This is a genomic window from Bacillus sp. ok061 (assembly GCF_900108285.1).
Taxonomy (GTDB): Bacteria; Bacillota; Bacilli; order Bacillales; family Bacillaceae_G; genus Bacillus_A; species Bacillus_A thuringiensis_S.
Genome location: NZ_FNUW01000026.1, coordinates 16,250 through 39,307 on the forward strand (window position 1 = coordinate 16,250; position 23,058 = coordinate 39,307).

Below are 23,058 nucleotides of genomic sequence, written 5' to 3' on the forward strand. Positions count from 1 at the left end.
ATCCTCACATGAGAGAAGGGGATTGGTTGGACTCCTTGCTTTTTCTTCCATATAAACCTCCTTGTAACATTGCGCTTTATTTAAAGTGGTGTATTACTAGTAATCTTATTGAATGTATTTGAAGTATCATCTTCTTCAGACTTTTCATCGACAATCTCTTTAGTAAATATTACAGTTCCAACTTCCTCATAGGGTTCAACTGTATACCCTCTTTCTATCAAAATCCCTGCAACCTTTTGCATATCCTTCCAAGCCTCTGTTCCCTCTCCAAACTCAATAGTCACCTTGTTCACATTTCATCTCTCCTTGTCTATATGAGTAATAACAACATAGCGCTATAAGGCTTTATTTATCTCAAAAAATCATTTAGAAGTATTTAAAATTTTTATAACACGGGATTCGTCTATAAACTCTTTCCATCCCTCTACAGTCACTTTTTTTCTTATTCTTCTTTCCTCATCACGAATGGAAAAAATACCGAATCGATTTAAAACATTGGTCAATGCTCCCATATTTCCATACCTTAAAAATGATGTAATAGCTCGCTGTTTCAATTGTGGTATTTTACAATTTGTACGAATTAGTGCCGCAAAAGGAATGTATCGTCCTCTTGGATTATAAGCACCCTTCCCATACTGTTCATATAATTCAATGTCTACTAGCTCCATATCTACGATTTTGCAAGATTCCTCTTCCAATTCAATATGACTAATAATATAACCAACGGATTCTTTCACCTGTTTAATTATCGTTTCTTTTTTAGAGTCAGGTTGCGGCATAAATACGCCATAAACAACTTTTAATTGTTGTACATTATCTTCTAAAGGACAAACTTTAACTTCATCTTCCTTTTGAGCATAGTTATCTAAAGCACTTACCTCTACTGCATCAATTAATATATTTAAATCTTCACTAATTGGCATTACTGCATATTGCACTCTTAACCACTCCTTATTAAATAAAACTAAAAAGCCTACCATACATTTGATAGACTTTTGATTTCTATTTAATTCACTTGTAATTTAATCCTTGCTCTTAATCCTGGTACTTTTAATGGATCAAGCTTTATTAATTCTTCTATAAACACATATTCTTTTTCCAGGAGTACTTCAGCTGCATCGATTGGGTACTCTTGATCTCCATCATCTAAAACAATTCTTTTATTTTCAGAATAAAAAAGGAATCCATAAGTATAATCCTCATGAATTCCTTCAATACAAACTGACATTGTAACCCTCCATATTTAGTTGTAATTTTGCTCAGAGATTTTTTTACACCCTTTCGGTTTACCCTGTTCATCTAGTCTAATTGTCATTCCACCATATGTAACATTTCCAACAAATTTATTTCTATATAAATACTCACACCCTGTCTCTTTATCTACAAAAACCTTAATACCTTCTTTCTCACTTGAAATCGTTTGTACAGCTTCAGAATCCCCTGCTACCGGCTTATCAACATCTACACAACCAACAAGCCCTATAAGAACAAATCCTAGTAAGAATTTTTTCATATTATGACTGCTCCTTTATGATCTTGTTAATTTTTACTGGTTCATACATTTCTAGTTCTTCATTTTTACTATCTACTTCTTGGGTTTCAAAAATAAGACTATAATTCTCACCATTAACTTGCACCTTACAAGTTAAATCCTTTTCTATCCAAAAATCTTCAGTATTAGCGTTTAACTCTACTTCTACTTGTCCAAGTACATATTTTTGTATACCAAACATTTTGAAATATTTACTACTAATATTTAATTCTTTTTCAATCATCTTTTCTGCTATCTTTATATTTTGTTGAGTCTGTTCTTCCTTTATAGCAAGCATCTTATTGCCCTTATCCACATATTCATTAACACCAAATCCTATATAAACGAAAACTCCAGCAACAAGTATACCTATGCTTATAATTTTAATTAAACCTTTTATTGATCTTGTATTCTTCTTTTTTTGCGAATCCATGCTACTTACCTTCTCGTTTTTCTTGATTTGCTTGCTCTCTTTTTCGTTGCCATTCTTGCTTTTTATAAAACATTTTTATTGATTCTTCCCAATACGTATATTTACAATCTGTTTCTTTTATTTTCATCCTTCTTCTCTCCCTTTAATTTATAAGCCAATGGATATAAAGAACTAGCAATACTAATATTAGAAAAACAATTCCTGAAATGATAATAATATTAACCATTTTAAGTTACTCCCTTACTAATTTTTCAATATTTTTAGGGGCATACATTTCAGTGTTCGTTTTTTTATCAATTATTTTTTTGACATTAAAATACACTTTATACTTTCCATCATCCGTTTTGACATTACAATTCATGTCCTCTTCTACCCATTTTTGATTATTTAGTTCTTTGCCATGTCTATTATCAAATAACTTAATGTTTTTAATATCCTTATTTAGTTCCTTTGCAATTAACTCTTCTGCTATTTTAATATTTTCATAAGTTTGTAGGGATTTTACCTTATCCTCTTTTGCTTCATTAGTCATCCATGTATAAGACCATAAGAAAAACCATATCATTAGTGCAAATATGAGACACTCTATACTAAATATCATTTTTATTAGCTTCTTCATAGAATCACCTTACTCTTTCTTACCACACTCTAGCTTTTTCATTGTCGCTGAACCTGATCCCGTACTACTGGAGCTATACGTATAAAGATAATTACAATCTTGCACCTTATCATGTAAAATGATTACTTCTTGTAAAGCTGTATTTCGAGGATCAGTTCCCCTTACACCATCATCAACAATATGAGCTTCTAAAACTTCAATTCTTGATTCCTTATTTCGTTCTTTATTTGTAATCTTAATTTCTCCTAATTCATAATTTTCTTCGGTATTTGTAACTTCTTTATTTTCACTTGTAGCAGCCTTATCCTTCTCCGTTACCATAGTACCTGTATTAGTAGAATTTGAACAACCTACTAAGCTATATAGCGCCATAGCGTACGCTAAACTAATTAACGCTTTTTTCTTATTCATATCTCCATCCCCACTTCCCTAATTTCTTAAATTGCCTTTCCTTTCGAGATTAATTACAAACAAAACATACTGATTACTACCTAATATGCTTTGTTTATAGCTAATCTTTACCAATAAAAAAGAGCAGCCAATTAAGGATCTGCTCTTTCTTTTATATTCTCTTATTTTATTAATCCTCAAGAAACCATTAATCACAACTTGGGCCGCTATCACCAATCGATGAAGAATCCGGTTGGGAACAATTATTATCATCCCCTGATGAATAAATTGAACTTCCTAATGCAACACCTAAAACAATATTATTAATGTCATTACTTTCCGTACTATTAGAAGAATGAGTAGATCCATTGTATGAACGTATTGGACTTCCTTTACCTCTCGTTTTATTAGTGTTCTGTTTACCCAAATTAGTAGAAACATTGTTATTTTGGGTAAATACTCGCTTCATCATATCTCTATCCCCTTTTTCATATCGATTTTTTTTATCCTTGCTATGATCAATTACATAAACAGGATTCTGATTTATATCATCTTTTTGTATATTAATTTTTGAAGGAGAATTTTTTTCTTTTTTATATCTCCTAATTTCTTTCTTTTTCTTCAAAATAGTTATAATTCCAATGATATACCCTATCCAGAAAGCAGCACCAATAATATAATTAAAAATAATATCAACAAGAGTAGTTGGAAAACCCTCTCTATCTAGTACATTTTTCATCATTGGTTCTATTCCCCACTGTAACGCCAAAAACATAATACATCCTATAAATAAAGATATCCATATACCACCAATTTCATCTTCCAATTGACCTATCCTACGTTCTTTTTCTGCTGCATTCAAAACATTCACCCTCTTACTAGCTTTTTATTAAGGCATTTGCTACCTGATAGCAAAAGAAGTTTTCACTAAGTACTTGAAATAAAGGATCTGACATCCATGCAGCATCTTCATCTAATACGCCTTTTACGTTTAAAGCATCATTAAACTTCTGCATGACACCTTTCTCTTCATATAAGTTCTCTCCAACTTGAACGAACATTTCCCAACCTTTTTCATTAATTTTTATTGTGACTTCCTTGTTCATGATTTCCCCCCTCGTTTGCTACGGTTAGTATAGGATCTATTTTCTGAATACCAATTATATTTTTTTGAGAATCATACCTAAATATGACCTTATAAATACCTGTATTAGTTGTTACTTTATAATATTTTGTCTTTTCCTCTAAATAAATTTTTTCAGCTAGTATATTAAATTCACTCACTAACAATTCTTCCATTGTCTTAATATTATGTTCAATCTGTTTATTGTTTTTTTCTATACTCGTATTAATATCACTTCCAAGACTTTTCACAACTGTAATAGATATTAGAAATAAACTTACTAAAATAATATATTTTTGTTTTCCCCAAACCCTGTTCGGATTTATCGCTAGATACGTTATACCTGTAAGAACTAAAACTATTAGAATAATATATAAATAGGCAGGCATTAATTATTTCACACCTTTCCTTTCCCATAACAGTTAGTACAGGTTACTTTAATACCAAACTCCTGCGTTTCATAACCAAATGAACCCTCTTTTATTATGTAATTTTTACCGAATATGAAACCTGCGCCCTTGCACTTCTTACATTTTCTAACTTTCTTCATTGTCCGTCTCCATCCATTTCCCCCAGGTTAAAAGTAAAATAAAAATTTCGCCATCAACTTTCACACTTACTCTTAATCCTGATTTCTCTAGATCACCAATTATTTCCAAGTAAACATCACTCTTAAAAATTACTTCTTCTGCAATTTCTCCCATGCGAAGTTCAATTATTTCATCTTCCCAGCAAATACCTACAATTCTTCTTACCTCTTTGCGATATTTCCAATACTTCCATTTAATAACGACACTATTATAGAAGGACCTAAAAAAGAAATTCGAAAATGTTTTTCTAATCATACCCTTGAAATTGAAACTAGTACGGTTCTCCATAATGTTACAATTCATTAGGCTTATTGCTAAATGATCATATCCTCTATTCATTTGCTCTCTAATTTTTTTAGTAAGAAATTTACTAGTAAACTCTTTTTCTAAAAAATTTTCAAAGGCTATTCTATAAATTTCTAACACCACTTGTTTTTCTTTCTCTGAATTATGCCTCAAATTAGCTAACTCGTATTCCGTTATTAGGGGTTCTTTTACCAATACAAACACCTCCTCTACTTTTATATACTACTGTTTAACAAAAAGAGCAGTCCCTTTAGGATCTGCCCTTTTTCAGTACCAATCTTGTTTAAAATATTTTAGATGAACATAAGAGTAGAGGTAACAATGCTATATCACCTGGGGAAAGGAGGAATTAATATATCTGTTACCTCCACTCTTATACTCAACTGACTATAAAAAAAAGAGCAGACCTTTAAGGAGCTGCTCTTTTATCATCTTTATCTTTAGATTTTTTTACACTTTAGGATATAACGCTCTGCCCAAAATATCCTCAGCATTATAAGTTTCTACAAATTTTGTCCATGAATCATTTCCATACGGGTTATCTCTATAGTTTTTCTGCAAGAGTCCTAAATTAATAGGTAAATCCATTAACATACCAGCTGTCAATGGCAAAGGCAATAACTTTGTTCCTAAAATTTTCGGGTGAAACTCTACATGATGATATTTCAGCGTCTCTGCAATCCATTCAGCCGCTTGTGGATCAAGTATTCTTTTATAAAGTACATAATGACAATTATCTAGAATGACATCATCTAATCTTAGTACATGCTGAACGCTTAATGTCGTGCTGATTCTGTAACCACACCATGTTTGAAAAATGGCATGAAATTCAGGAGATGCATATCCTTCATATTCCATAAGGAAAAGATGTAATGATTTTTCTTGTCCCCACTTTATATCTTGCATTTTTTTTATTTCCATTAAGAATTCCATAACACGTTGACTATTCATTTCTTGATTTCCAAAAAATTCATTAGGGAAGATTACATGAATTAAAAGTTTTTCTTCTTTTTTTGCCATTAAATCATTATTTAACTGCTGCAAAACATCTTCTTTTTCTAAATTATACGTTAAAATATGATACCCTTGTTTTTCTTTAAATGTATACACATTTGATATTTGATCTATTGGATCTATTACTACTAAATTCTTTTCTTCCTCTAGCAGAATGTTAGGTATTATAACAGAAAAATCTTTTCCTGTTCCTACGCCACCTACAACAGCTGTGTTTACATTCTCTCGTTCCTGTACTTCTTCCTTCACGGTTTCAACAGCTTTTTCGACTTGACCAAGCCTTACCATGCTAACACCTCCACTTTCTAATCAACTTGTAATTTATCGATTAATTACAAACAAAACATAATGAAGATACTCAATATGCTTTGTTTATTGCTAATCTCAAAACATAAAAAAAAGCAGCCCCCAGGGATCTGCTCTCTTTACATAAAATTATTTCACTTGATAATCAATAAACATTACTTGATCACGAAATACCTCAAACTTTTCTACTTTGTCATTAATACCTTCAAATCCATCTCTACTTTCGTTCATCTCAACTTCAAATATTGCGTGTCCAACACCCTGAAAAAACTTAGTATTAATGAGTGTACTTGCTTTCTCTATATTCTCCGCATTGACAATAGTCGCTCTTCTTATACCACTTACAAAATGAAATATTGCAACAATATTCATGACTTTCCCCCATTCAAATTGTGCAAAAAGAGTTTGCAAACAAAAAATAAATTCAGTCTAATAGCATGGTAATAACCATTATTTCAATTCCTGTCCAGGTTAAAGTGACTAAAACCAATATCAACAGCCACAAACACCCATCTTTTATTGCTGTTTTTACGTTTCCCATTCTTATATTGTCTTTCCTGTAAGAATCATGATGAATGATAGCGATGCATCAAATAACAAAATCATTAAAATCATAAAAGCTATCATAGCTGGAAATAACAGTTGATCTCGGCCAAACATATCCCCTTACCTCCCATTCCCCTACTTAATTGTGACAATAAAAAAGAGCAGAACCATTTAAATGATTCCGCTCTTCAGTGTATGGAATTTAGTTTGTTTTCTCGTACTTACGAGTTTTACCTTCAGATATTTTTTTTAGGAACTCTTCTTTATCATCAGCTGCTTTAAATTCCTTTTGGAAGTTCTCCCAATAATTATTTGATGATAAATCTACCCTTTTAGTAGAAATTCCATTTTGAGTCGGTGAAACTAAATGTCTTTCTCCACCATTAGCAAGTCGTAAAGGATCACTTTTACCAAACTTCTCTTTTAGTGAAATTGATACAACAGCATACTTTCCAGCCTTGTATTCTGTTTCCTCTACTTTGTATAAAGCATATTCGTTAGGACGATCTTTACCACGATGTATCTTCCATTCGTTTTCTTCAACTATTTCTATGAATGTTGATCCATCATTTTCTTTATACTTTTCACCTTTTTTAAATGCTAGTGAATTATCACTACACCCCGAAAGTATTGTGATTATAAAAACACATAAAACCGATAATAATTTCATGTTTTTAAACATGGTCTCTTCTCTCCATTCTATTGATAGTAACTATATTATTATATCATCATATCAACATGTGAGACCCTTTTATTTTCATGGCGCTATAACGCAATGGATCTCATTTTAAATGTACAACCCAATGTGTTTTTCGGACCAATGTTATATTAATCACTGTAAATGTATAAATTGCATTCATACTATTACAAAAAACGTTAATTTTTTCACCTAAACTATAACGTTCATCTAAGTCAAATAGACCCACGCTAATACTTTTACTCTTCAGAATTTTCCTTGCTTTTGCGTTAACATTCAGCTCACTCACCTCCAAACTCTACTACTATTTCGAGCTAAAGTTTCGTTATAGAGTGAATAAATGACCTGTTGTGTATTATAACGATAAAATTCCGATAAGACTTTAGCTGCTGAATCGAAAGTAATCATGTATTCAGTTAAACCAACTATATGAACCAATGGTATATTTGCGCTAATCAATAGATTAATACCAATATCCTTACAGCCAATTAATTGTTTTACTGCATCCATATACCTTTTAGTAAGACGATCAAATGCTGTAATTACTAAAATCTGCATCTTTTCTGACTCTCTACTTTCACCTAAATGCTTCTTGGCTCTTTTCAAGGCTACAATACAATCAGCTTCACTATCATATTTATTAAAATCTAAATGGCAGCTCACTACTTCGTTATGATCTAACGTATCTACCATTTCTTTCTGAAATTCTAAACTTAAATCATATTCTCCTACAACAAAATATCCCGTAGGATATTTCCTTTTTGCTGTTATAACACCTGCAATTTTTTTTACATACCTTTCACGGTGTTCCTTTCCCATGCTACTTACTCCCTTTATACGCAGCTAGTTCATTTTTTTGAAAAGCTACCTTCTCATACAATTTAATATTTGATCAGCTTAATTCTACATAAAACCATTTTCAATCATAAAACGATTAAAAATTAAAGGTCTATATTTATACCTTCACAAATGCAAGAAGGAGATTCTTCATTTATGAAAGGGACGATTAGTCTCGTTTCGCCCACTCGCTAAAGGAATGATTGTACAGTTAATCGCTCAGGAATATTCCGTCATGGCGCTATGATCTAACTATGATCTAATGTACAGCAAACCTTTAAGTAATTTGTAGAGCTTGATGCCCTACAAGATAGACCACCACTAGTTGCTCTCTTACAAGCGGTACTTATGACCCTCAGGGTTTATTCGTGTCTTTCTTCTCCCTAATCACGAAATGGAGTGGCAAACAGTGGTCGTGGCACTCCCCCAGCATCTATATGCAATTTTCAAAGGACAATCGGGATCATCTTAAACTAAGAAAAGTAATTATTTAATAGGATTAACTCCTCATAACAACATCCCTTATCGATTTAAAAACTTCAAATGATCCCTGGTGCATTTAAATTTCATGCACAATTAAATGATCAAATATTGTATTATTAACTAACTTGCTTTGATTTCTTTATAAATTTAACTTCCATCAATTTAGCATTAGTATTAGATTTCTTTGCGATTATAACACCATAACTGTTTCTTACACATTTGATGTACCTAAATATTCTTGCTAACGGAATTTCACGTTTTTGCATCGGATCATACAGATTGCCATTATCTAAAACGATATATTCTTGTCCTTGAAAAGTACTAATTGAATGTGCCTTTCTTACTAAAGCACCAGTATCCATTTCTTGTACAACTTTTAAACTATGTGTTTTTTTGCTAAATTCTTTTGCACGCATGAACATCTTCTCCAATCTTTAATTTTTATATTTAACAGCCGATTTTCTCAGGATCAACTGTCCATCTAACAACAAGTTTTTCAACTCAACCAAGAATCACATAACTCTTAAAACAAATTTCAAGGCGAGCATTATAAAATTTTCAATGCAGTCTACGGATAAAAAACAAAAAAGGCGTAAACTAATGTGCTTTAGTTTACGCCTTTTTCTTCTACCCGAAGAACCACTTTTAAAAGTATAACTGAACAAAACCAATAATATTTAGCAGTAAAACCGCGCAAGTATACCCTTGTATAAACACACAAAAAAGTATAATATTATTGATGTTGCATCTAGTTATGCTTCATCAAGTGGGCGGCCTTTCTAAAACACCTTATTTGTTTTAAGAAGGTCGAAAGTAATAGGAGCTCCAACTCTTATTGCTTTCTGCCCATGTACTATGTAATTGTTAGTAGTTCGCTTGTTAGATGTTCTTACAAACAATCTATCACAAACAAGATTACAACTATTGAACAATATCGTCAATCCATATTTTCTTAAAAATTGTAACATCTAACCAACTTACATAACATAAATCTTCGGAAAATCCTATGTTATCAGTACATCTGATAACTCGGATTTTTTTTTGTAATTTTAAAAATACAAAAAAGTAAACGTAATTTAAGAACACTTGTTCTTATTTTAACACTATTTTCTCATTTTGTTAACATTTTGTCGGTAATAAATTACTTTATCCAAATATAGTTAATAAACAAAGATTAAACTAATAATAGTTTGTGAATCATTCACAAAGGTTTCAATTATTTCGGATTCGATATTTTGGAAATATCCCTAAAAACAACGAATGCGATTGCCTCTATTGAGACAATCGCATTCTAATTATTTAAAGGTTACCCGATCCCGCCACCAGGATCTCCCATTCTAGCTAATAATTGTTCTGAATCTTTTTTAACTATATTGTTTGGTTGCTCTTTACTACCAGCAGCAGTATAAAAAATTCCTGCCGCAAGAACTATACTTGTTAGTATAAATAATATTTTCTTCATATAGCACCACCCTCATATATTGTACCATTTTTTTTAAATTCTACCACCATTTTTTTAGGGAATTTACAATAAAATCTATTACCTGCACACTCGAACAGCGTAATTGACTTTTCAATTAAAGAAATATCACCTTTCGCTATTCCTAAATAACAATATTGCATAGGTGTTAAAGAGCCGTTTTTCTTTTCTAGATCACTAAGAATACGAATTGCATTTGCGTAATTTCCTCTAATAATCTCTAAGAAAGATTCCTCAGCAGGATGATATATTTTGATTTTATCCAAATCTCTTTTATTAACCAGCTTAATAAATGCATATGTATTGAGTATTTCTTGTCGTCTTTGCTTTTCTCTTTCAAAGTAATAATATGGACCTAATTGTTCGATGGACTCTTTAATATACTTATCTGCACGATCATAGCTCTCAAAAGTAAAAGACTCCGCTAAATATACAAGTGCTGATGCCCTCAAAAGGTTAAAACATCCCTCAGGATCTTCCAGTGCCAAAATATCATGACATGTACTCCTAAGATTTTCAAGTTTGTCTTGGACTAATAATGCAAACGACAAGCACTCTTTTATTCTGCCTAAATAAGCTGTTTTAATAAAACTATCAGATATCTCTTCAACTTTTGGTAGCAATACGTCAGCATATTCAAACAATGAAGTATAAGTTTCTAAATCACACATAGTATAGCAAGTTAATATGCCATACAATATCTTCATTTCCTTTGTTTTAATAACCCTACTACCCTTCCGATCTTCAAGCTTATCCAACAATTCTTGCTTTGCAATGACACCGCTACTGCGCTGCCACACTAATTCATATACATAAGACCATTCCCTATTCATTGCAAGTGATGAATTTTTCTCTTGATCTACTACTAGCTTAAGAAGTGATAAATCCCCTTTTGCATTGGCATACTCCATAGCAATTCTCAAATTTTTCTTACTTGTAGTAACTGAACAAAAATTATATATCATTTTTCTTTGTTTATTAATATCATTCACATACAGTAACTTAGATAACTTAATTAAATTCCAAAAATTAAACTGGATTTTTCCTGTTAAATTCTTCGAAAAAGTTCCAGGTGAAATACCAATTATTTTAGCTATATCCTCTTGATTTTTCCTTTGGAAATCAATCTCATCAATAATTTCACTCAAGAATTTTATTAACGTTTGTTTTGACATTTCTTCTTTTCTCTTAAGTATTTGATTCATATAATTTTCCCTTCTAAAAAAACAAGAATTCCCCAAGACCCCTTAGTATATTTATTAAACTTAATGTTAGCATGTGGTATTTTACCATAAGCATATCAAAAAAAATGTCAAATGTTGTCGAAGTGAATGGTTTAATTCATATGCAATTATGCATACAATAATTAAACAACTAATTATATTCTCAACAATCAGCTGCAAAAAGAGACTCTATTCCTCAAATAAAGTCTCCATTCGCCGTAACTATTTTTCATTTCTCAATGTTTTTTTTAACCTTTTATTAGACACATATAAGTATGGTTTACTCTCATAAACTTCATGTTTAAAATAGGAATAACTACCCTTTAAAACAGTAATTTGTAACTTCTCAGACTGTAATAATACCCAATATTTACTTTCATCCAAAACTAAACCAGATAATTTCTTTCCACTTGCGAAATATACCGTAATATGATTCCCTACAGCAAAAACATATTCCGTAGGTTTATTATGGCCAGCTAGCTTCATCTCCTCAGTATAGAAATCATTAGTTTCTAATAGTGGATCATGTTTAGTATGTGCAATATAAGAAAGAGCACGCTTCATAATTGAATAATAATTCCCTTTATCTGTCTTGATATAAAGATAGTAAGTACCTTCAGCTATAAGAACACCTTTTATCCCCTTACCATCTTTAAAAGAACAACCAATTCTTTCTCCTATTTGAAATACAAATGATGTTTTCTTATCCTCTTCACTAAACTTAGGAGATCTTTCTTCAACAGTTAAAAATTCTTTATGCTTTATATATTTTACCTCAGCAAAGTTAACAGTTACCTGATAAGATTCACCATCCCCCTTCACATCTAAAACACAATAATACTCTTCTATTGTTGAAATTTTACCTGTTAACAATTCATCATGATTTAGAAGCTTTATATCTACAGTTGCCCCCCTCATAAATACATAGGAGTGTCTATAACGTCCTCTACTATCACGATCTACAGAATAATTTTTACCCATATAACACACCACCAATAAAATAGATTTCTAAAACAGTCTATATAATTTCACATACCATAAATAGTATATAACCCTAAATAACTCAAAATAACCCCCTAGCAAGAAGTAAAGCCCGAATTATTAAACGTATAACGCTATAGCTATCTCTCCGAAAGATGTATCGAAGATATAATTATGTATTGGCATAGTGGACAATTAAACATTAACCAGCTGGCAGTCCTTCAATTAGGCTGTATGATGCCGTTTCGTCTGCCGTAGCGCTATTGTTTTTTGCTTGTAATAAGATATTACCCATTTGGGGAAACAGCTCATTTAAATAGCTTAAATAACTCTCCCTTTTTCGTCCTTTTTCACGTAATGCGAAGGAAATTAACATGCCGATTGTTGAAAAACCTGTTTTTGCAGTTTTCCCTTTTCCTTCAACAGTTTTATATATTTTATTACTCTTTTTCAGGACAGTGTTTAGGGTACTTCTAGGAATATTTATCGTTTCACATAGTTCTTTTTGTGTAAAGTATAGCACAGGTTTATTTTTAGAATTCATCGACAGGAAAGCAATAATATCCGCTTCCCACTCATGCCAATGACTACGCTCACGATCCTTACGTTGTTTCTTATGTTTTCTCCAAAATGCAGCTGGTGACCTAAACGAATGAACTTGTCCAGGTGTCGCATATGTTTGAAGTAGACGATCAATGTAATCTTTGTGCGCAGCCTGGTATTTTCCTGAATATGCAGACATGACAATCCCTCTAACCTCAACATGATCTAAAGGCTGTTCCAGGTTACTATTAAATTGATCCATCATATCTAGTGTTTCTTTAATTGACACTTTACTTTGAAAACATGCTAAAGAAAGGGTGAAAATCGCATTGTTTCGCCCTGCTTTCGTTTGTTTTGGAGATACATTTGTACAACTAATCACTTGTTTGAACCATAATTCATCCATTTGTTTGGGTTGTTCTACAGGTTTATTTTTAGAAAATGGAGTTTCAATTACGTTGTTTTCACCTGGAATTGCGAAAAATTCTTTGCCTTTGTTATCATCTTGTCTTTTACTCCAATCCTGCAGCTCCTTAAAAGAATATACATTTTCCTCAAAGAACATAATAATATTCTCTTCTGAAGGCATTCTGAAGAAACCAAAGTGATTACATGTTAAATCTACTTGTGGTAAACTTTCAGCAAACATTTCTCTCAAGTTTTGAGAAATTCTTTTTGCCGATTTAATAGCAATATAGTTCTTTTTATTTGTTACATATACAGCTTTATCTAACACATAATATACTTGGTAACCCTTTGTAGTTTGAAGGATCATTGTCGGCACACCAAAACCAGCATTTAACGCAACATCATTGATTGCTGTCATTGGGAATGACTTTGAATCGATGTCAATCACAAAACAATTGATTTGTTGTAGGTTTTTTTCAGTGTGGCCAACAATAGTACGAAGACCATTTTCACTATATGTACCAAAATTATATACATTAGGAGTCCAGTGAGAAGCTTGTCCAACATGATCCAGTGTAGCTTCCTCAGATGTTAACACTACTCCTCTTGTACCAAAAGGTGCGCTTAAATCAGCTTTTTTACGAGTGATAAAAATAGATCCTTTTTTATTCTTCTTACCATTCAGCATTTTGTCTTCAAACTTCTCTTGTTTTGTAATTGATACTAGAGCAGCTTTTGAGTTTTTAGATTTATATTTTCGTAAACCTTTATGAAGTATAAGATTAATAGCTTTCTGTACTGTATTCACGTTGGATCTCCTTTCTACTAGATTTAAGACAATAAAAAAAGGTGAGCAGTTATATCACTGCTCACCTAAATAAATAGACTTCCCGAATTGTAGAAAAAGGTAGAAAAAACCATGATTAAATACGCTTATAGATGCACTTAAATAGGGGTTTCTATCTTTACAAATCTACACTAATTAACTATACTAATAGGAGATATTTCATATCTCAATAGCATAGTTAATTAGAACGGTTTGGGAAGTTTACGAACTGAGTGAGCAGTTACGTAAATGGAATACAAGATGTTTCCAGCAAATTGTATTCACCAAGAAGTAGAAATGTTTCCAGCAGATCTACTTCCTCTGTCCTTGAGATTTCCAGTCTCATAGACAGCCGTTCTTTTTTTATTTGTTTTTATGTTTATGTGTCTTATATATCCTACAAATTCTTCCGAATTTTTTATGTATATTATCAAACTAAATCGAATTGCGTTGAGAAAACTTGTTGTCTATAACGTTACAACAAGTTTTTTTGTTTGTAAACAAAGAATTTCAATAAAGCTCCTTCCATTTACACATTTACACATGTGTAAATGTGTAAATGTGTAAATGCCCCTTATTCACTATCATCCTATTGTTTATACAAAAAATATCTAAATTATTTTTACACTTGTGTAAATGTACACAAGTGTACATGTGTAAAAATATAACCCTATGAAACTATATAAACCCTATTATATCAGCGTTTTACTTTTGTTTGCGAACTTGTGTAAATGTGTAAATGTGTAAATTTGTATTGATATTTCTCTGGCGGGGTATTATAATTGGATTAAGAAGTTTTTACACATGTGGACTCGTGTAAATGTGTAAATGTGTAAAAATAGAAAAGTTTTTTTTGGAGGGATACATATGAAATTAAAAAGACCGTTAACTATTACTGTAGCAAACAGTAAAGGTGGCGTTGGTAAATCTACTATTGTAAGGCATTTATCTTATCATTTAGCCTTAAAAGGATATAAAGTTCTAACAGTTGATATGGACCCACAGGCCAACACGACAAAAACAATGATCTTAACAAGAAAAAGAATTAATGATGAATACTTCGCTTTCGACAAAACATTAATGAGAGCTGTACAAGATGGTAGTTTAGAAGACATGCAATTGAATATAATGGAGAATTTAGATTTACTACCTTCCCATAGTGACTTTGAAAACTTTGAAACATTACTAACATCAAGATTCGGTCATGCTGATCCTTCTGATCCTAACTATTATCAAGTAGAAACTAAAAAGATTAATTACTTTAGACACCTATTGGAACCTTTAAAACAAAATTATGACTTTGTCGTCATTGACAGTCCACCTACAGCATCTTATTATACAAAAAGTTCTGCAATGGCAAGTGACTATGTACTCGTAGCATTCCAAACACAAAGTGATAGTTTAGATGGTGCTAATGATTATATCAATCGATTCCTAAGAAAATTAGTAGAAGAATTTAATGCCCCACTTGATGTAATTGGCATATTACCAAATCAATTACATAGTGCTGGTAAAATAGATGGTACAGTACTACAAGATGCGAAGGATATTTTTGGGGAAAACAATTTATTTAGAAATTTAATACCTTACGCCAAAAGAATTCAAAGCATTCCACGTGTTGGCTTAAATACGGATCAATATTGGGACAAGAAGTTATTTAATGAAGTTTTCGAACCATTTACAGATGAATTTTTAGAGCGAATTAATAAGATGGAGGATTTAAGCAATGAGTAAAGATATAGGCTTTTTCAACAAAAAGGAAGGCGGGGAGAATCCTGGGAAAAATACAGGAGGGAAAATTGATGTTGGCTATAAAGCTGACATCACTCCCTCTACACCATATGATCCTAGTATACCTGCGAAAGCAACACTAGTTAATAGTGATAAGCGAGGTACTATTCGAATGCCTTTAGAAACTAAACATGAATTTGATGCTTTACTTGAGATTTCAGAATACCAATACACTTATGAACTACTAGCTGAAATGCACTACTTATATATGCAAAAATTGTCACCTGAACAGCTAAGGTTATTCCATGCGCAACTTCAAAATATTAAACGTAAAGCTGCTCTTAAAGAGGCTAAGAAACAGCAAAAGAAATAAAAATAACATGTGTAAATGTGTACATGTGGTCTTTTACACATTTACACATGTTATACCTACATAAAACATATAGAGCCATATAAACCCTCTATATCATTGTATTAGTGATAATTCACTATATTTTTTTGAACTAAAATTTGTGTAAATGTGTAAATGTGTACAAATACACATTTACACATTGCGAAAGGATCGATAACCATGAGAACCCTCAGTATTATAGGTTTAGTAGTCATAGCTTTAGTAGTTTTAAATGTAATTTCTCTACATACAATCGGGACATTATCACTCATAATCGGACTTTTAATAGCACTCTTAATCGGTGCTTACTTCCTATATTATATAGTTCTTAGCTTCCTGGCACTATTTACTACTATCGTTGGAGTTATCATGGTTATCTGCTTAGTTTCTTATGCTTTTCTACTCTAATGTATTTAACCCTTGGGAGGATCTATATGAATCTTAATGAAGAATTAAAGACCATTCTGAGATAAATAGGGTTATTATCTGAAGCTTATTCAGTTGGAGGAGGTGAGGAAATTGAGTTTATTCGTAAAAGTCATATCTATATATATTCCATGACTATATAGCGCTATAGCTCTTGAGAAAGGAGAACACGCATGACAATACCAAAGAGAAAACAAATTATAGAAGCTACTATTAATGCCCAGGCATCTCAAAACTATCAAGATTGCCAAGAATGGATCAATGAGACCCTACGAATAATGGCTAAAGGTACAAAACACGAAAAAGATGTAAATTGGGCTTTAGAAGTGTGTAATACCTATAAAAGCTTATGGATAAATCAAAGTACACATACAAAAGGAGAAATGCAAAATGAACTACACTAAAACTAATATTACTGACGAGAATATTGAAATGTTAAAAACATTGTCTCATCCAATCCGTGTTGAAATTATAACTATTCTTATGCAACATAACACATTGAATGTTTCAGAACTCGTTAATAAGCTACAAATACCACAATCAACAGTTTCACAGCATCTTTCTAAAATGAAAGGAAAGATAGTAGGTTGCGATAGAAAAGGTTTAGAGGTCTATTACCATATAAGTAACCCTATAGTCTCAAAGATCATTGAAATTTTACTACCTAACAATAAATAAATTGACTATGACAGGAGAATTAAAGTATGAACGTATTAATAGAAAATCAAAAATCAAATTGTTTTTTTGATTCTTTTTTCCAAAATCATCCTATAGAAAATGATGTGTTTGTTATCGAAGCAAACGAGAAATATTTCTTTTTCGAACACGATACTGTTATTGATATGATTAAAGGTTTCTCACAAAAAGACCAGGTGTACATCAAAAGACAGCTGCTATTTTATAATTATTTAAATCAAGACTTAAGAATTTGCTTAATACAAATCGCATCTGATTACATAAGAAGGCTTGTAGGAAATCATAAAAAAATGGAGTGCAAGATCCTACCCTTACACACCATCATTCATTGTAATTAAAGAATACAGAGATCTCTAACACAATATACCCAAGTAGATTATACTATAATCCTATATAGCTTGTAACTAAAAGGAGTCGAATATATTCGACTCCTTTTTTTACCTATTTTTTAACTTCAGCCCATTTGTAGTTAAATTCTCCACCAAAATCATTTGTCACAATACCTTTTACAGAGGAACGCTGTAAATATGATCTACCTTGCTGATAGAAAGGTGCTACTGCTCCATCTTCTAATAAGATTTTCTCTGCTTGTTTCATCGCTTCCCAACGTGCCTTTTCATCACCAGCAAAATCCATTTTCACTTTATGAATGAGTTCATCATATTGTTTATTTGAATATTTATCAAAGTTATATGTACTATCTGTCGTAAATAAATCTAAAAACGTAATAGGATCAGGAATATCTGGCCCCCATACATCTACACCTATGTCATAATTACTACTTAATAACAATTCAATTTGTTGTTTACGTGGCTGCGGTTTAACATTCACAGTTAATCCATCCAAATTCTTTTCAAGCTCACCCTTTAAATACTCTGCATTTCTCTTTGCTAATGCATTGTCACTCGTTAGCAATTCTAATGTTACTTCTTCTTCCCCTAATTCTTGCTTGGCTTTTTTCCAATCTTCCTTCGCTGCAACCACATCATATTTCACTAAGTTCCCATTCTCTTTCCGGAAGTCTTTCCCGTCCGGTCCTTTTGCGAAATTAAGCGACACAATCCCTTCCGCTGGAAGCGAACCATTGTTTAGCACAGTTTTTGTAAAAGCCTTTTTATCAAACGACTTACTAATTGCCAATCTTGCATATTTATTTTTTAACACTTCGTTTTTTTGGTTCAAACGTAAAAACTGCATAGTTACTTCAGAACGTTCTCTGAAGTCAGGGCTATTTCTATACTTATCTACAAAATCTCCAGTAAGCCCTACACGATCTATTTGACCTGATTCATATAAATTAACTTCTGTTGACTTATCTTTTATAATATCAAAGTTAATTTCGTCTAATTTGACTGTTTTTTCATCCCAATAGCTTTTATTTTTCTTAAATTGAAAACCCTGCTCATGCTTCCAATTTTCTAAAGTAAACGCTCCATTATAAATTAACTGGTCCGCTTCTAGACCATATTGATTCCCTTTTGATTTAAAATACTTCTCGTTTATTGGTAAAAATGTTGGAAACGTTGTCAAATTTATAAAGTAAGGAACGGGTTGTTCTAATTGTACCTCTAATGTTTTATCATCTATTGCTTTTACCCCTAGCTGATTTACAGGTAACTCCTTGCTGTTTATTTTTTTTGCATTCTTTATATCAAAAAATAAAAACGAGTATTCTGCCGCTGTATCAGGATTCACAGCTCTTTTCCAGGCAAAAACAAAATCTTCAGCTGTAACAGACGTACCATTTGACCATTTCGATTCTCTCAAGTGGAATGTGTACGTTTTTTTATCTTCACTAACTTCATAAGATTTCGCCACACCAGGAATTAATTTATTGTCTTCCCCTAGTATATACAGACCTTCAAACACATTACGCATTACATTCATTGATTCACTATCAGTTGCCTTTGTTACATCCATTGTTGGGATCTCCGCTATATACGGTAAATTAATGGATTGTTTTGTCTCTTTCTTGTCAGTTGCCTTTGCTGTATTTTTAGTCTCTTTCTCTCCACTACAAGCAGTTAATAGAAAACTAGCACATAAAACAGAAGCAACAACCGATGTAACCTTTTTAAGCATCTTACTTTCTTCCTCTCTACATGTACGGTTTATATCATTAAATTATCTATATATGAAATTTTACAGAATATTAGAAGAGATTTTCCTCTTCTCTAAACGTACTTCAGAACCTTTTCTCATATATTTTGCATCTAAATAATAAACCTCTTATTACTTTAACACTAAAAACGTAGCACTCGAGGGATAATTGTGTCAATCACTAAAATTAATTTTCAGTAAGGTACGTGAAATTATATATACAATATGAAAAAGGTGAGGCAAGTGGATGCTACACCAAAAATAAAAACACGAATAGCCCAGTATCAATTTAGGGCAACTGAACCAGGCAATTTTCACATATGTATTGTTAACAAATTAAAAAACAATAATATCCCTATTGTGACATTTTTTCAAACACTTGATGTATATAGGCGCACCAGGCTATGTATGTGTTGATTATTCGTGACGATCTCCTGTTGTTCCTTCTCGATTGAATACACTATGATCAGTAGCTTAACCAATCGAAATTTATGCATAAAAAAGGTTTCATTTAACCGCATTATAATTATTCTCAATTTTCTTTTATTTTATACAATCTAAAATCTAGATGCGGTAAATTATGCGGAATTTGGTAACACAAATACGTATCATTATTTACAAACGTGCTTCTACCAATTCTTCTATAACCTGCAACTCCGCTTTTCGTTGAAATTCATCTAACTTTTCAAAAATAATTTCTTCCGTGAATTTTATTTCAGTGCCTTTCATTTCTTTCATCCACATTTGAAACATATTAATAGAACGATTCCGTGTTTCTTCAAAAATATAATTTTTATTTTCTTCTAACAACTCATCAAACTCTTTTTCCCATTGCTCATCTAAAAATTTTTGAACTTTTCCAGCAGTTAGGCCCAAATGTTCCAATAATCCAACTGCCTTATCTCCCAAAATAATACGCTCTATTTCATTAGTTATTTCTTTTATTTCAGGATCTTTATCCATTTGCTTATATTTAATATTGATAACATCATTATCTTTCACCAAAAAGAACGCCCCCTTCTTGATTAATAGTTCAACATACAAATGTAAATCTCCTATATTAGAATCCCTTTTCAAGATAAATTAAAAACGATCCACAAGAGAGTATTATGTAATTCCTTCCTACAAATTCTGCACATTCATTACCAAAGGTACTCATTTCCAAAACATCCACCATGACTTCTTTTTCAAACTAGCTGCCGCTATTTCTTTCTGTGCCGATACAATAGTACGTTTTGTATCTTGTATCTCTCTGACCATCTTCATGAGATTATCGTCCCTTAACTCTAATCTTTTTTCTATCCTTTCTTCTCGTTCCTTCCGATCTTTCATATCTTCCTTTATTAATCTATTCCTTTCTTTAATGCCCTCTTCAATTAATTTATTCTTTTGATCTATACGATCACCTAGTCTCTTTTCCATTTCTAATAGATTTGCTTGCTGCAACTTATTAATTTCTTCTATCATAGCGCTATATTGTTGTTGAAATTGATATTGCATTTGATAAGGAACTGGATCTGATCCCTGGGACTCCTCTTTTTTATTAGCGATTCCAAATTGCTTTACAATCATTTTCGCAGCTTTTTCTAAAGTCATACCATCTTGCTTACTCAATTCTACTAACTGTTCAATAATTACAACGTCAAACTCTGTATATTCCCTTCTACCTCGACTATTCTTTCTTACATCATACCCTTCACGTTCAAGGACATCCGAATACTTTCTAAGTGTGCTGCCACTCACCCCTAAACGACTATAGACCTCACTGCTGGTATATACTATCTCTGCTTCTGACATAGCGCTACACCACCTCCTATAAGGAGAATTCCATATTAAAGGGTTAATACCTCTTAAAATTCATCGACGAAGCTCGTACGATCTTTGCTATGTTTTGTCGGAATAAAGGAATTTGAAAATAAATAAATTTTTTTAGATTTTTACTTAAAATCTATCGACAGAATGAGTACAATCCCAAACATGCGATAAAAAAGGAGGATATACTATGAAAAAGAAAAAGGCAAATAAAAGAAAGAACAAATTAAACGTTAAAATTCGTTTTTGGGAATTTGAATTCTTCTTTAAACATACATCTTAACTAAACATTTATATTTATATTTAAATTAAGTAGTCAACAAATAGTTTGCGAGATATTGATAACAGAAGATTTACGTGGCTTTTACGCTTCGGTAAGTGGCAATAAAATGCGGTTAGATCCTCTACATACAAAATCAGCTTAAAATCTTAACTATCTATTTCTTGTACAAGATTTTCAAAAAAGATGGAGTGAAATCCCAATTCACTCCATCTTTAGCAACAACTTTTTCGTATCTCAATATCAGTTTTAAGGCATTAATTCTGCCATTGTAATACTCCCTGGTTTCTTATAATAAAAAGAAGGAACTAAAGAAGAATATACAGGTCTTCCCTTCTTCTTATTTTTATCATGATAGACTTTAAACCAATACATAATCGGATATTCTCTTGGTTGTATTTTCTCCCCAAAGAGTTCCGATTCCAACATATCATTGACCCTCGTATCAGAGAACTCTATTTCAGGTGTTTGTAGCGCATTACCATGTTCACTAGGAATATGCTCACAAATTTTTTCTCCACCACTAGCAAGCATGAGAGAATATGAATCGTGTGTAGTACCAAAAACTCTACAGACCATTGGCCTTTTGTTATACACCATACAACTACCCTCTGTAATATCTAACAAAGGACAAGGAAATGGAAGTCTCACTGTTTTTGAATATAGATTACTATCTTTCAACATTACATCCTGTCGAAAACTAGCATCCTCTTCTAATCTATTATATAAGTCTGGATGCCTCATTTTTAATAACTCTAAGTCTTCTAAAGAGCTTTCGAATATTTTCAAAGAAAATTCCAATCCAATGTTACGTAATTCTTCTAACACTACTTCAAATTCCAACATAGATATAGCAAACACATCGTAACAGCAATTGTAACATCCTTTTCCACATGGATGATTTTTAAATTCCTTATGATGTTCCCTATATTCTGAAATGATGTTATCTATCTTTAAATACCTCTTATATAGGTTAGCCACACAACTATCTTGCTCTACATTTGAATGGCACTTTTTTTGCTTTTTACCACTTCCACAAAAGCACGCATCATTTCTACCCAACTTATATTCCCCCTTAATTCTATTCCCTTATAACTCCAAACATATCAATTATACACCTTTTTAAAAATTAAGAAAAAAAGAAAAATTCGCAATTGAAGTGTCGTTTTTGGGGGATTTAGGCTCTTTTTCAAATATACTTCTTAACTAAACATTTATATGTAAATAACATTTGTAAAAACTCTTCATAAAAGAACGTAAGTTTGTGTATAATAAAAGCGAACCTA

32 protein-coding genes are annotated in these 23,058 nt (G+C 31.8%); 6 read left to right on the plus strand and 26 right to left on the minus strand.

Translation table 11 applies throughout. From position 1 onward, the window contains the following. Window positions 1–80 precede the first annotated feature (80 nt). The 22 genes from C4S65_RS25640 to C4S65_RS25735 form a co-directional block, all read right to left on the minus strand. Window positions 81–293: a hypothetical protein gene (locus C4S65_RS25640; protein WP_103945539.1), complete on the minus strand. Its 213-nt coding sequence runs from the start codon at window positions 291–293 to the stop codon at window positions 81–83. 69 nt (window positions 294–362) lie between these two features. Next, window positions 363–938 (minus strand): hypothetical protein, encoded by a 576-nt coding sequence (locus tag C4S65_RS25645; protein WP_103945540.1) that lies wholly within the window; start codon window positions 936–938, stop codon window positions 363–365. A gap of 68 nt (window positions 939–1,006) precedes the next feature. Beyond that, window positions 1,007–1,228, minus strand: a complete 222-nt coding sequence (locus C4S65_RS25650; protein WP_103945541.1) for a hypothetical protein — start codon at window positions 1,226–1,228, stop codon at window positions 1,007–1,009. Between the two features lie 15 nt (window positions 1,229–1,243). Then, the gene (locus C4S65_RS25655; protein WP_016083835.1) at window positions 1,244–1,513 is read right to left on the minus strand and encodes a DUF6440 family protein; all 270 of its coding nucleotides are present in this window, start codon (window positions 1,511–1,513) and stop codon (window positions 1,244–1,246) included. A 1-nt stretch (window position 1,514) separates the two neighbouring features. After that, the gene (locus C4S65_RS25660) at window positions 1,515–1,964 is read right to left on the minus strand and encodes a hypothetical protein (RefSeq protein WP_103945542.1); all 450 of its coding nucleotides are present in this window, start codon (window positions 1,962–1,964) and stop codon (window positions 1,515–1,517) included. 1 nt (window position 1,965) lies between these two features. Then, window positions 1,966–2,091, minus strand: coding sequence for a hypothetical protein (locus tag C4S65_RS35390; protein WP_016083833.1), 126 nt, complete (start codon window positions 2,089–2,091; stop codon window positions 1,966–1,968). A gap of 105 nt (window positions 2,092–2,196) precedes the next feature. Further along, window positions 2,197–2,583: a hypothetical protein gene (locus tag C4S65_RS25665; protein ID WP_016097502.1), complete on the minus strand. Its 387-nt coding sequence runs from the start codon at window positions 2,581–2,583 to the stop codon at window positions 2,197–2,199. A 9-nt stretch (window positions 2,584–2,592) separates the two neighbouring features. Beyond that, a complete protein-coding gene (locus C4S65_RS25670; protein ID WP_103945543.1) occupies window positions 2,593–2,994 on the minus strand; it encodes a hypothetical protein in 402 nt (133 codons plus the stop codon). Window positions 2,995–3,181: 187 nt separating this feature from the next. After that, window positions 3,182–3,835 carry a hypothetical protein gene (locus C4S65_RS25675; protein WP_103945544.1) on the minus strand — a complete coding sequence of 218 codons (654 nt, stop codon included), beginning with the start codon at window positions 3,833–3,835 and terminating at the stop codon, window positions 3,182–3,184. A 16-nt stretch (window positions 3,836–3,851) separates the two neighbouring features. Then, on the minus strand, window positions 3,852–4,079 hold the full coding sequence (locus tag C4S65_RS25680; RefSeq protein ID WP_001031663.1) for a hypothetical protein: 228 nt from the start codon (window positions 4,077–4,079) through the stop codon (window positions 3,852–3,854). Next, on the minus strand, window positions 4,051–4,485 hold the full coding sequence (locus C4S65_RS25685) for a hypothetical protein (RefSeq protein WP_103945545.1): 435 nt from the start codon (window positions 4,483–4,485) through the stop codon (window positions 4,051–4,053). The genes C4S65_RS25680 and C4S65_RS25685 overlap by 29 nt, the downstream gene beginning before the upstream one ends. 147 nt (window positions 4,486–4,632) lie before the next feature. Further along, window positions 4,633–5,196: a hypothetical protein gene (locus tag C4S65_RS25690; protein WP_242281622.1), complete on the minus strand. Its 564-nt coding sequence runs from the start codon at window positions 5,194–5,196 to the stop codon at window positions 4,633–4,635. Window positions 5,197–5,442: 246 nt separating this feature from the next. Beyond that, complete coding sequence (locus C4S65_RS25695; protein ID WP_103945547.1) at window positions 5,443–6,294, minus strand: type IV secretory system conjugative DNA transfer family protein; 852 nt, start codon at window positions 6,292–6,294, stop codon at window positions 5,443–5,445. Between the two features lie 147 nt (window positions 6,295–6,441). Further along, window positions 6,442–6,684 carry a hypothetical protein gene (locus C4S65_RS25700; RefSeq protein WP_103945548.1) on the minus strand — a complete coding sequence of 81 codons (243 nt, stop codon included), beginning with the start codon at window positions 6,682–6,684 and terminating at the stop codon, window positions 6,442–6,444. A gap of 376 nt (window positions 6,685–7,060) precedes the next feature. Further along, window positions 7,061–7,540: a DUF5512 family protein gene (locus C4S65_RS25705; RefSeq protein WP_103945549.1), complete on the minus strand. Its 480-nt coding sequence runs from the start codon at window positions 7,538–7,540 to the stop codon at window positions 7,061–7,063. 100 nt (window positions 7,541–7,640) lie between these two features. Continuing rightward, window positions 7,641–7,844 carry a hypothetical protein gene (locus C4S65_RS35395; protein ID WP_001292886.1) on the minus strand — a complete coding sequence of 68 codons (204 nt, stop codon included), beginning with the start codon at window positions 7,842–7,844 and terminating at the stop codon, window positions 7,641–7,643. Further along, a complete protein-coding gene (locus C4S65_RS25715) occupies window positions 7,841–8,374 on the minus strand; it encodes a hypothetical protein (RefSeq protein ID WP_103945550.1) in 534 nt (177 codons plus the stop codon). The genes C4S65_RS35395 and C4S65_RS25715 overlap by 4 nt, the downstream gene beginning before the upstream one ends. Before the next feature lie 617 nt (window positions 8,375–8,991). Further along, entirely contained in the window at window positions 8,992–9,291 is a 300-nt protein-coding gene (locus tag C4S65_RS25720) for a hypothetical protein (protein ID WP_053512333.1), read from the minus strand. An 890-nt stretch (window positions 9,292–10,181) separates the two neighbouring features. After that, complete coding sequence (locus tag C4S65_RS34650) at window positions 10,182–10,337, minus strand: hypothetical protein (RefSeq protein WP_170951700.1); 156 nt, start codon at window positions 10,335–10,337, stop codon at window positions 10,182–10,184. Continuing rightward, window positions 10,334–11,560, minus strand: a complete 1,227-nt coding sequence (locus C4S65_RS25725; protein WP_103945551.1) for an AimR family lysis-lysogeny pheromone receptor — start codon at window positions 11,558–11,560, stop codon at window positions 10,334–10,336. Before C4S65_RS25725 ends, C4S65_RS34650 begins: the two co-directional genes overlap by 4 nt. 240 nt (window positions 11,561–11,800) lie before the next feature. Continuing rightward, window positions 11,801–12,559 (minus strand): hypothetical protein, encoded by a 759-nt coding sequence (locus C4S65_RS25730; RefSeq protein WP_142391586.1) that lies wholly within the window; start codon window positions 12,557–12,559, stop codon window positions 11,801–11,803. 202 nt (window positions 12,560–12,761) lie between these two features. Then, the gene (locus tag C4S65_RS25735; RefSeq protein ID WP_103945553.1) at window positions 12,762–14,318 is read right to left on the minus strand and encodes a primase C-terminal domain-containing protein; all 1,557 of its coding nucleotides are present in this window, start codon (window positions 14,316–14,318) and stop codon (window positions 12,762–12,764) included. Between the two features lie 885 nt (window positions 14,319–15,203). Between C4S65_RS25735 and C4S65_RS25745 the strand changes: the two genes are divergently transcribed. From C4S65_RS25745 to C4S65_RS25770, 6 genes are all read left to right on the plus strand, one after another. Continuing rightward, window positions 15,204–16,070 (plus strand): ParA family protein, encoded by an 867-nt coding sequence (locus C4S65_RS25745; RefSeq protein WP_098279516.1) that lies wholly within the window; start codon window positions 15,204–15,206, stop codon window positions 16,068–16,070. Beyond that, complete coding sequence (locus C4S65_RS25750) at window positions 16,063–16,440, plus strand: hypothetical protein (RefSeq protein WP_103945554.1); 378 nt, start codon at window positions 16,063–16,065, stop codon at window positions 16,438–16,440. Before C4S65_RS25745 ends, C4S65_RS25750 begins: the two co-directional genes overlap by 8 nt. Before the next feature lie 198 nt (window positions 16,441–16,638). Beyond that, window positions 16,639–16,866, plus strand: a complete 228-nt coding sequence (locus C4S65_RS35400) for a hypothetical protein (protein ID WP_103945555.1) — start codon at window positions 16,639–16,641, stop codon at window positions 16,864–16,866. A gap of 191 nt (window positions 16,867–17,057) precedes the next feature. After that, window positions 17,058–17,288, plus strand: a complete 231-nt coding sequence (locus C4S65_RS25760; protein WP_086401577.1) for a hypothetical protein — start codon at window positions 17,058–17,060, stop codon at window positions 17,286–17,288. Then, complete coding sequence (locus tag C4S65_RS25765) at window positions 17,275–17,562, plus strand: metalloregulator ArsR/SmtB family transcription factor (protein WP_103945556.1); 288 nt, start codon at window positions 17,275–17,277, stop codon at window positions 17,560–17,562. The genes C4S65_RS25760 and C4S65_RS25765 overlap by 14 nt, the downstream gene beginning before the upstream one ends. Before the next feature lie 26 nt (window positions 17,563–17,588). After that, a complete protein-coding gene (locus tag C4S65_RS25770) occupies window positions 17,589–17,918 on the plus strand; it encodes a hypothetical protein (protein ID WP_103945557.1) in 330 nt (109 codons plus the stop codon). Between the two features lie 103 nt (window positions 17,919–18,021). Here C4S65_RS25770 and C4S65_RS25775 read toward each other — a convergent pair whose 3' ends face one another. From C4S65_RS25775 to C4S65_RS25790, 4 genes are all read right to left on the minus strand, one after another. Then, the gene (locus C4S65_RS25775) at window positions 18,022–19,662 is read right to left on the minus strand and encodes a peptide ABC transporter substrate-binding protein (protein WP_103945558.1); all 1,641 of its coding nucleotides are present in this window, start codon (window positions 19,660–19,662) and stop codon (window positions 18,022–18,024) included. A 633-nt stretch (window positions 19,663–20,295) separates the two neighbouring features. Then, window positions 20,296–20,682: a hypothetical protein gene (locus C4S65_RS25780; RefSeq protein ID WP_103945595.1), complete on the minus strand. Its 387-nt coding sequence runs from the start codon at window positions 20,680–20,682 to the stop codon at window positions 20,296–20,298. Window positions 20,683–20,835: 153 nt separating this feature from the next. Next, window positions 20,836–21,477 carry a DUF3967 domain-containing protein gene (locus C4S65_RS25785; protein WP_142391587.1) on the minus strand — a complete coding sequence of 214 codons (642 nt, stop codon included), beginning with the start codon at window positions 21,475–21,477 and terminating at the stop codon, window positions 20,836–20,838. 544 nt (window positions 21,478–22,021) lie between these two features. Further along, a complete protein-coding gene (locus C4S65_RS25790) occupies window positions 22,022–22,834 on the minus strand; it encodes an SEC-C metal-binding domain-containing protein (protein ID WP_103945560.1) in 813 nt (270 codons plus the stop codon). Window positions 22,835–23,058 lie beyond the last annotated feature (224 nt).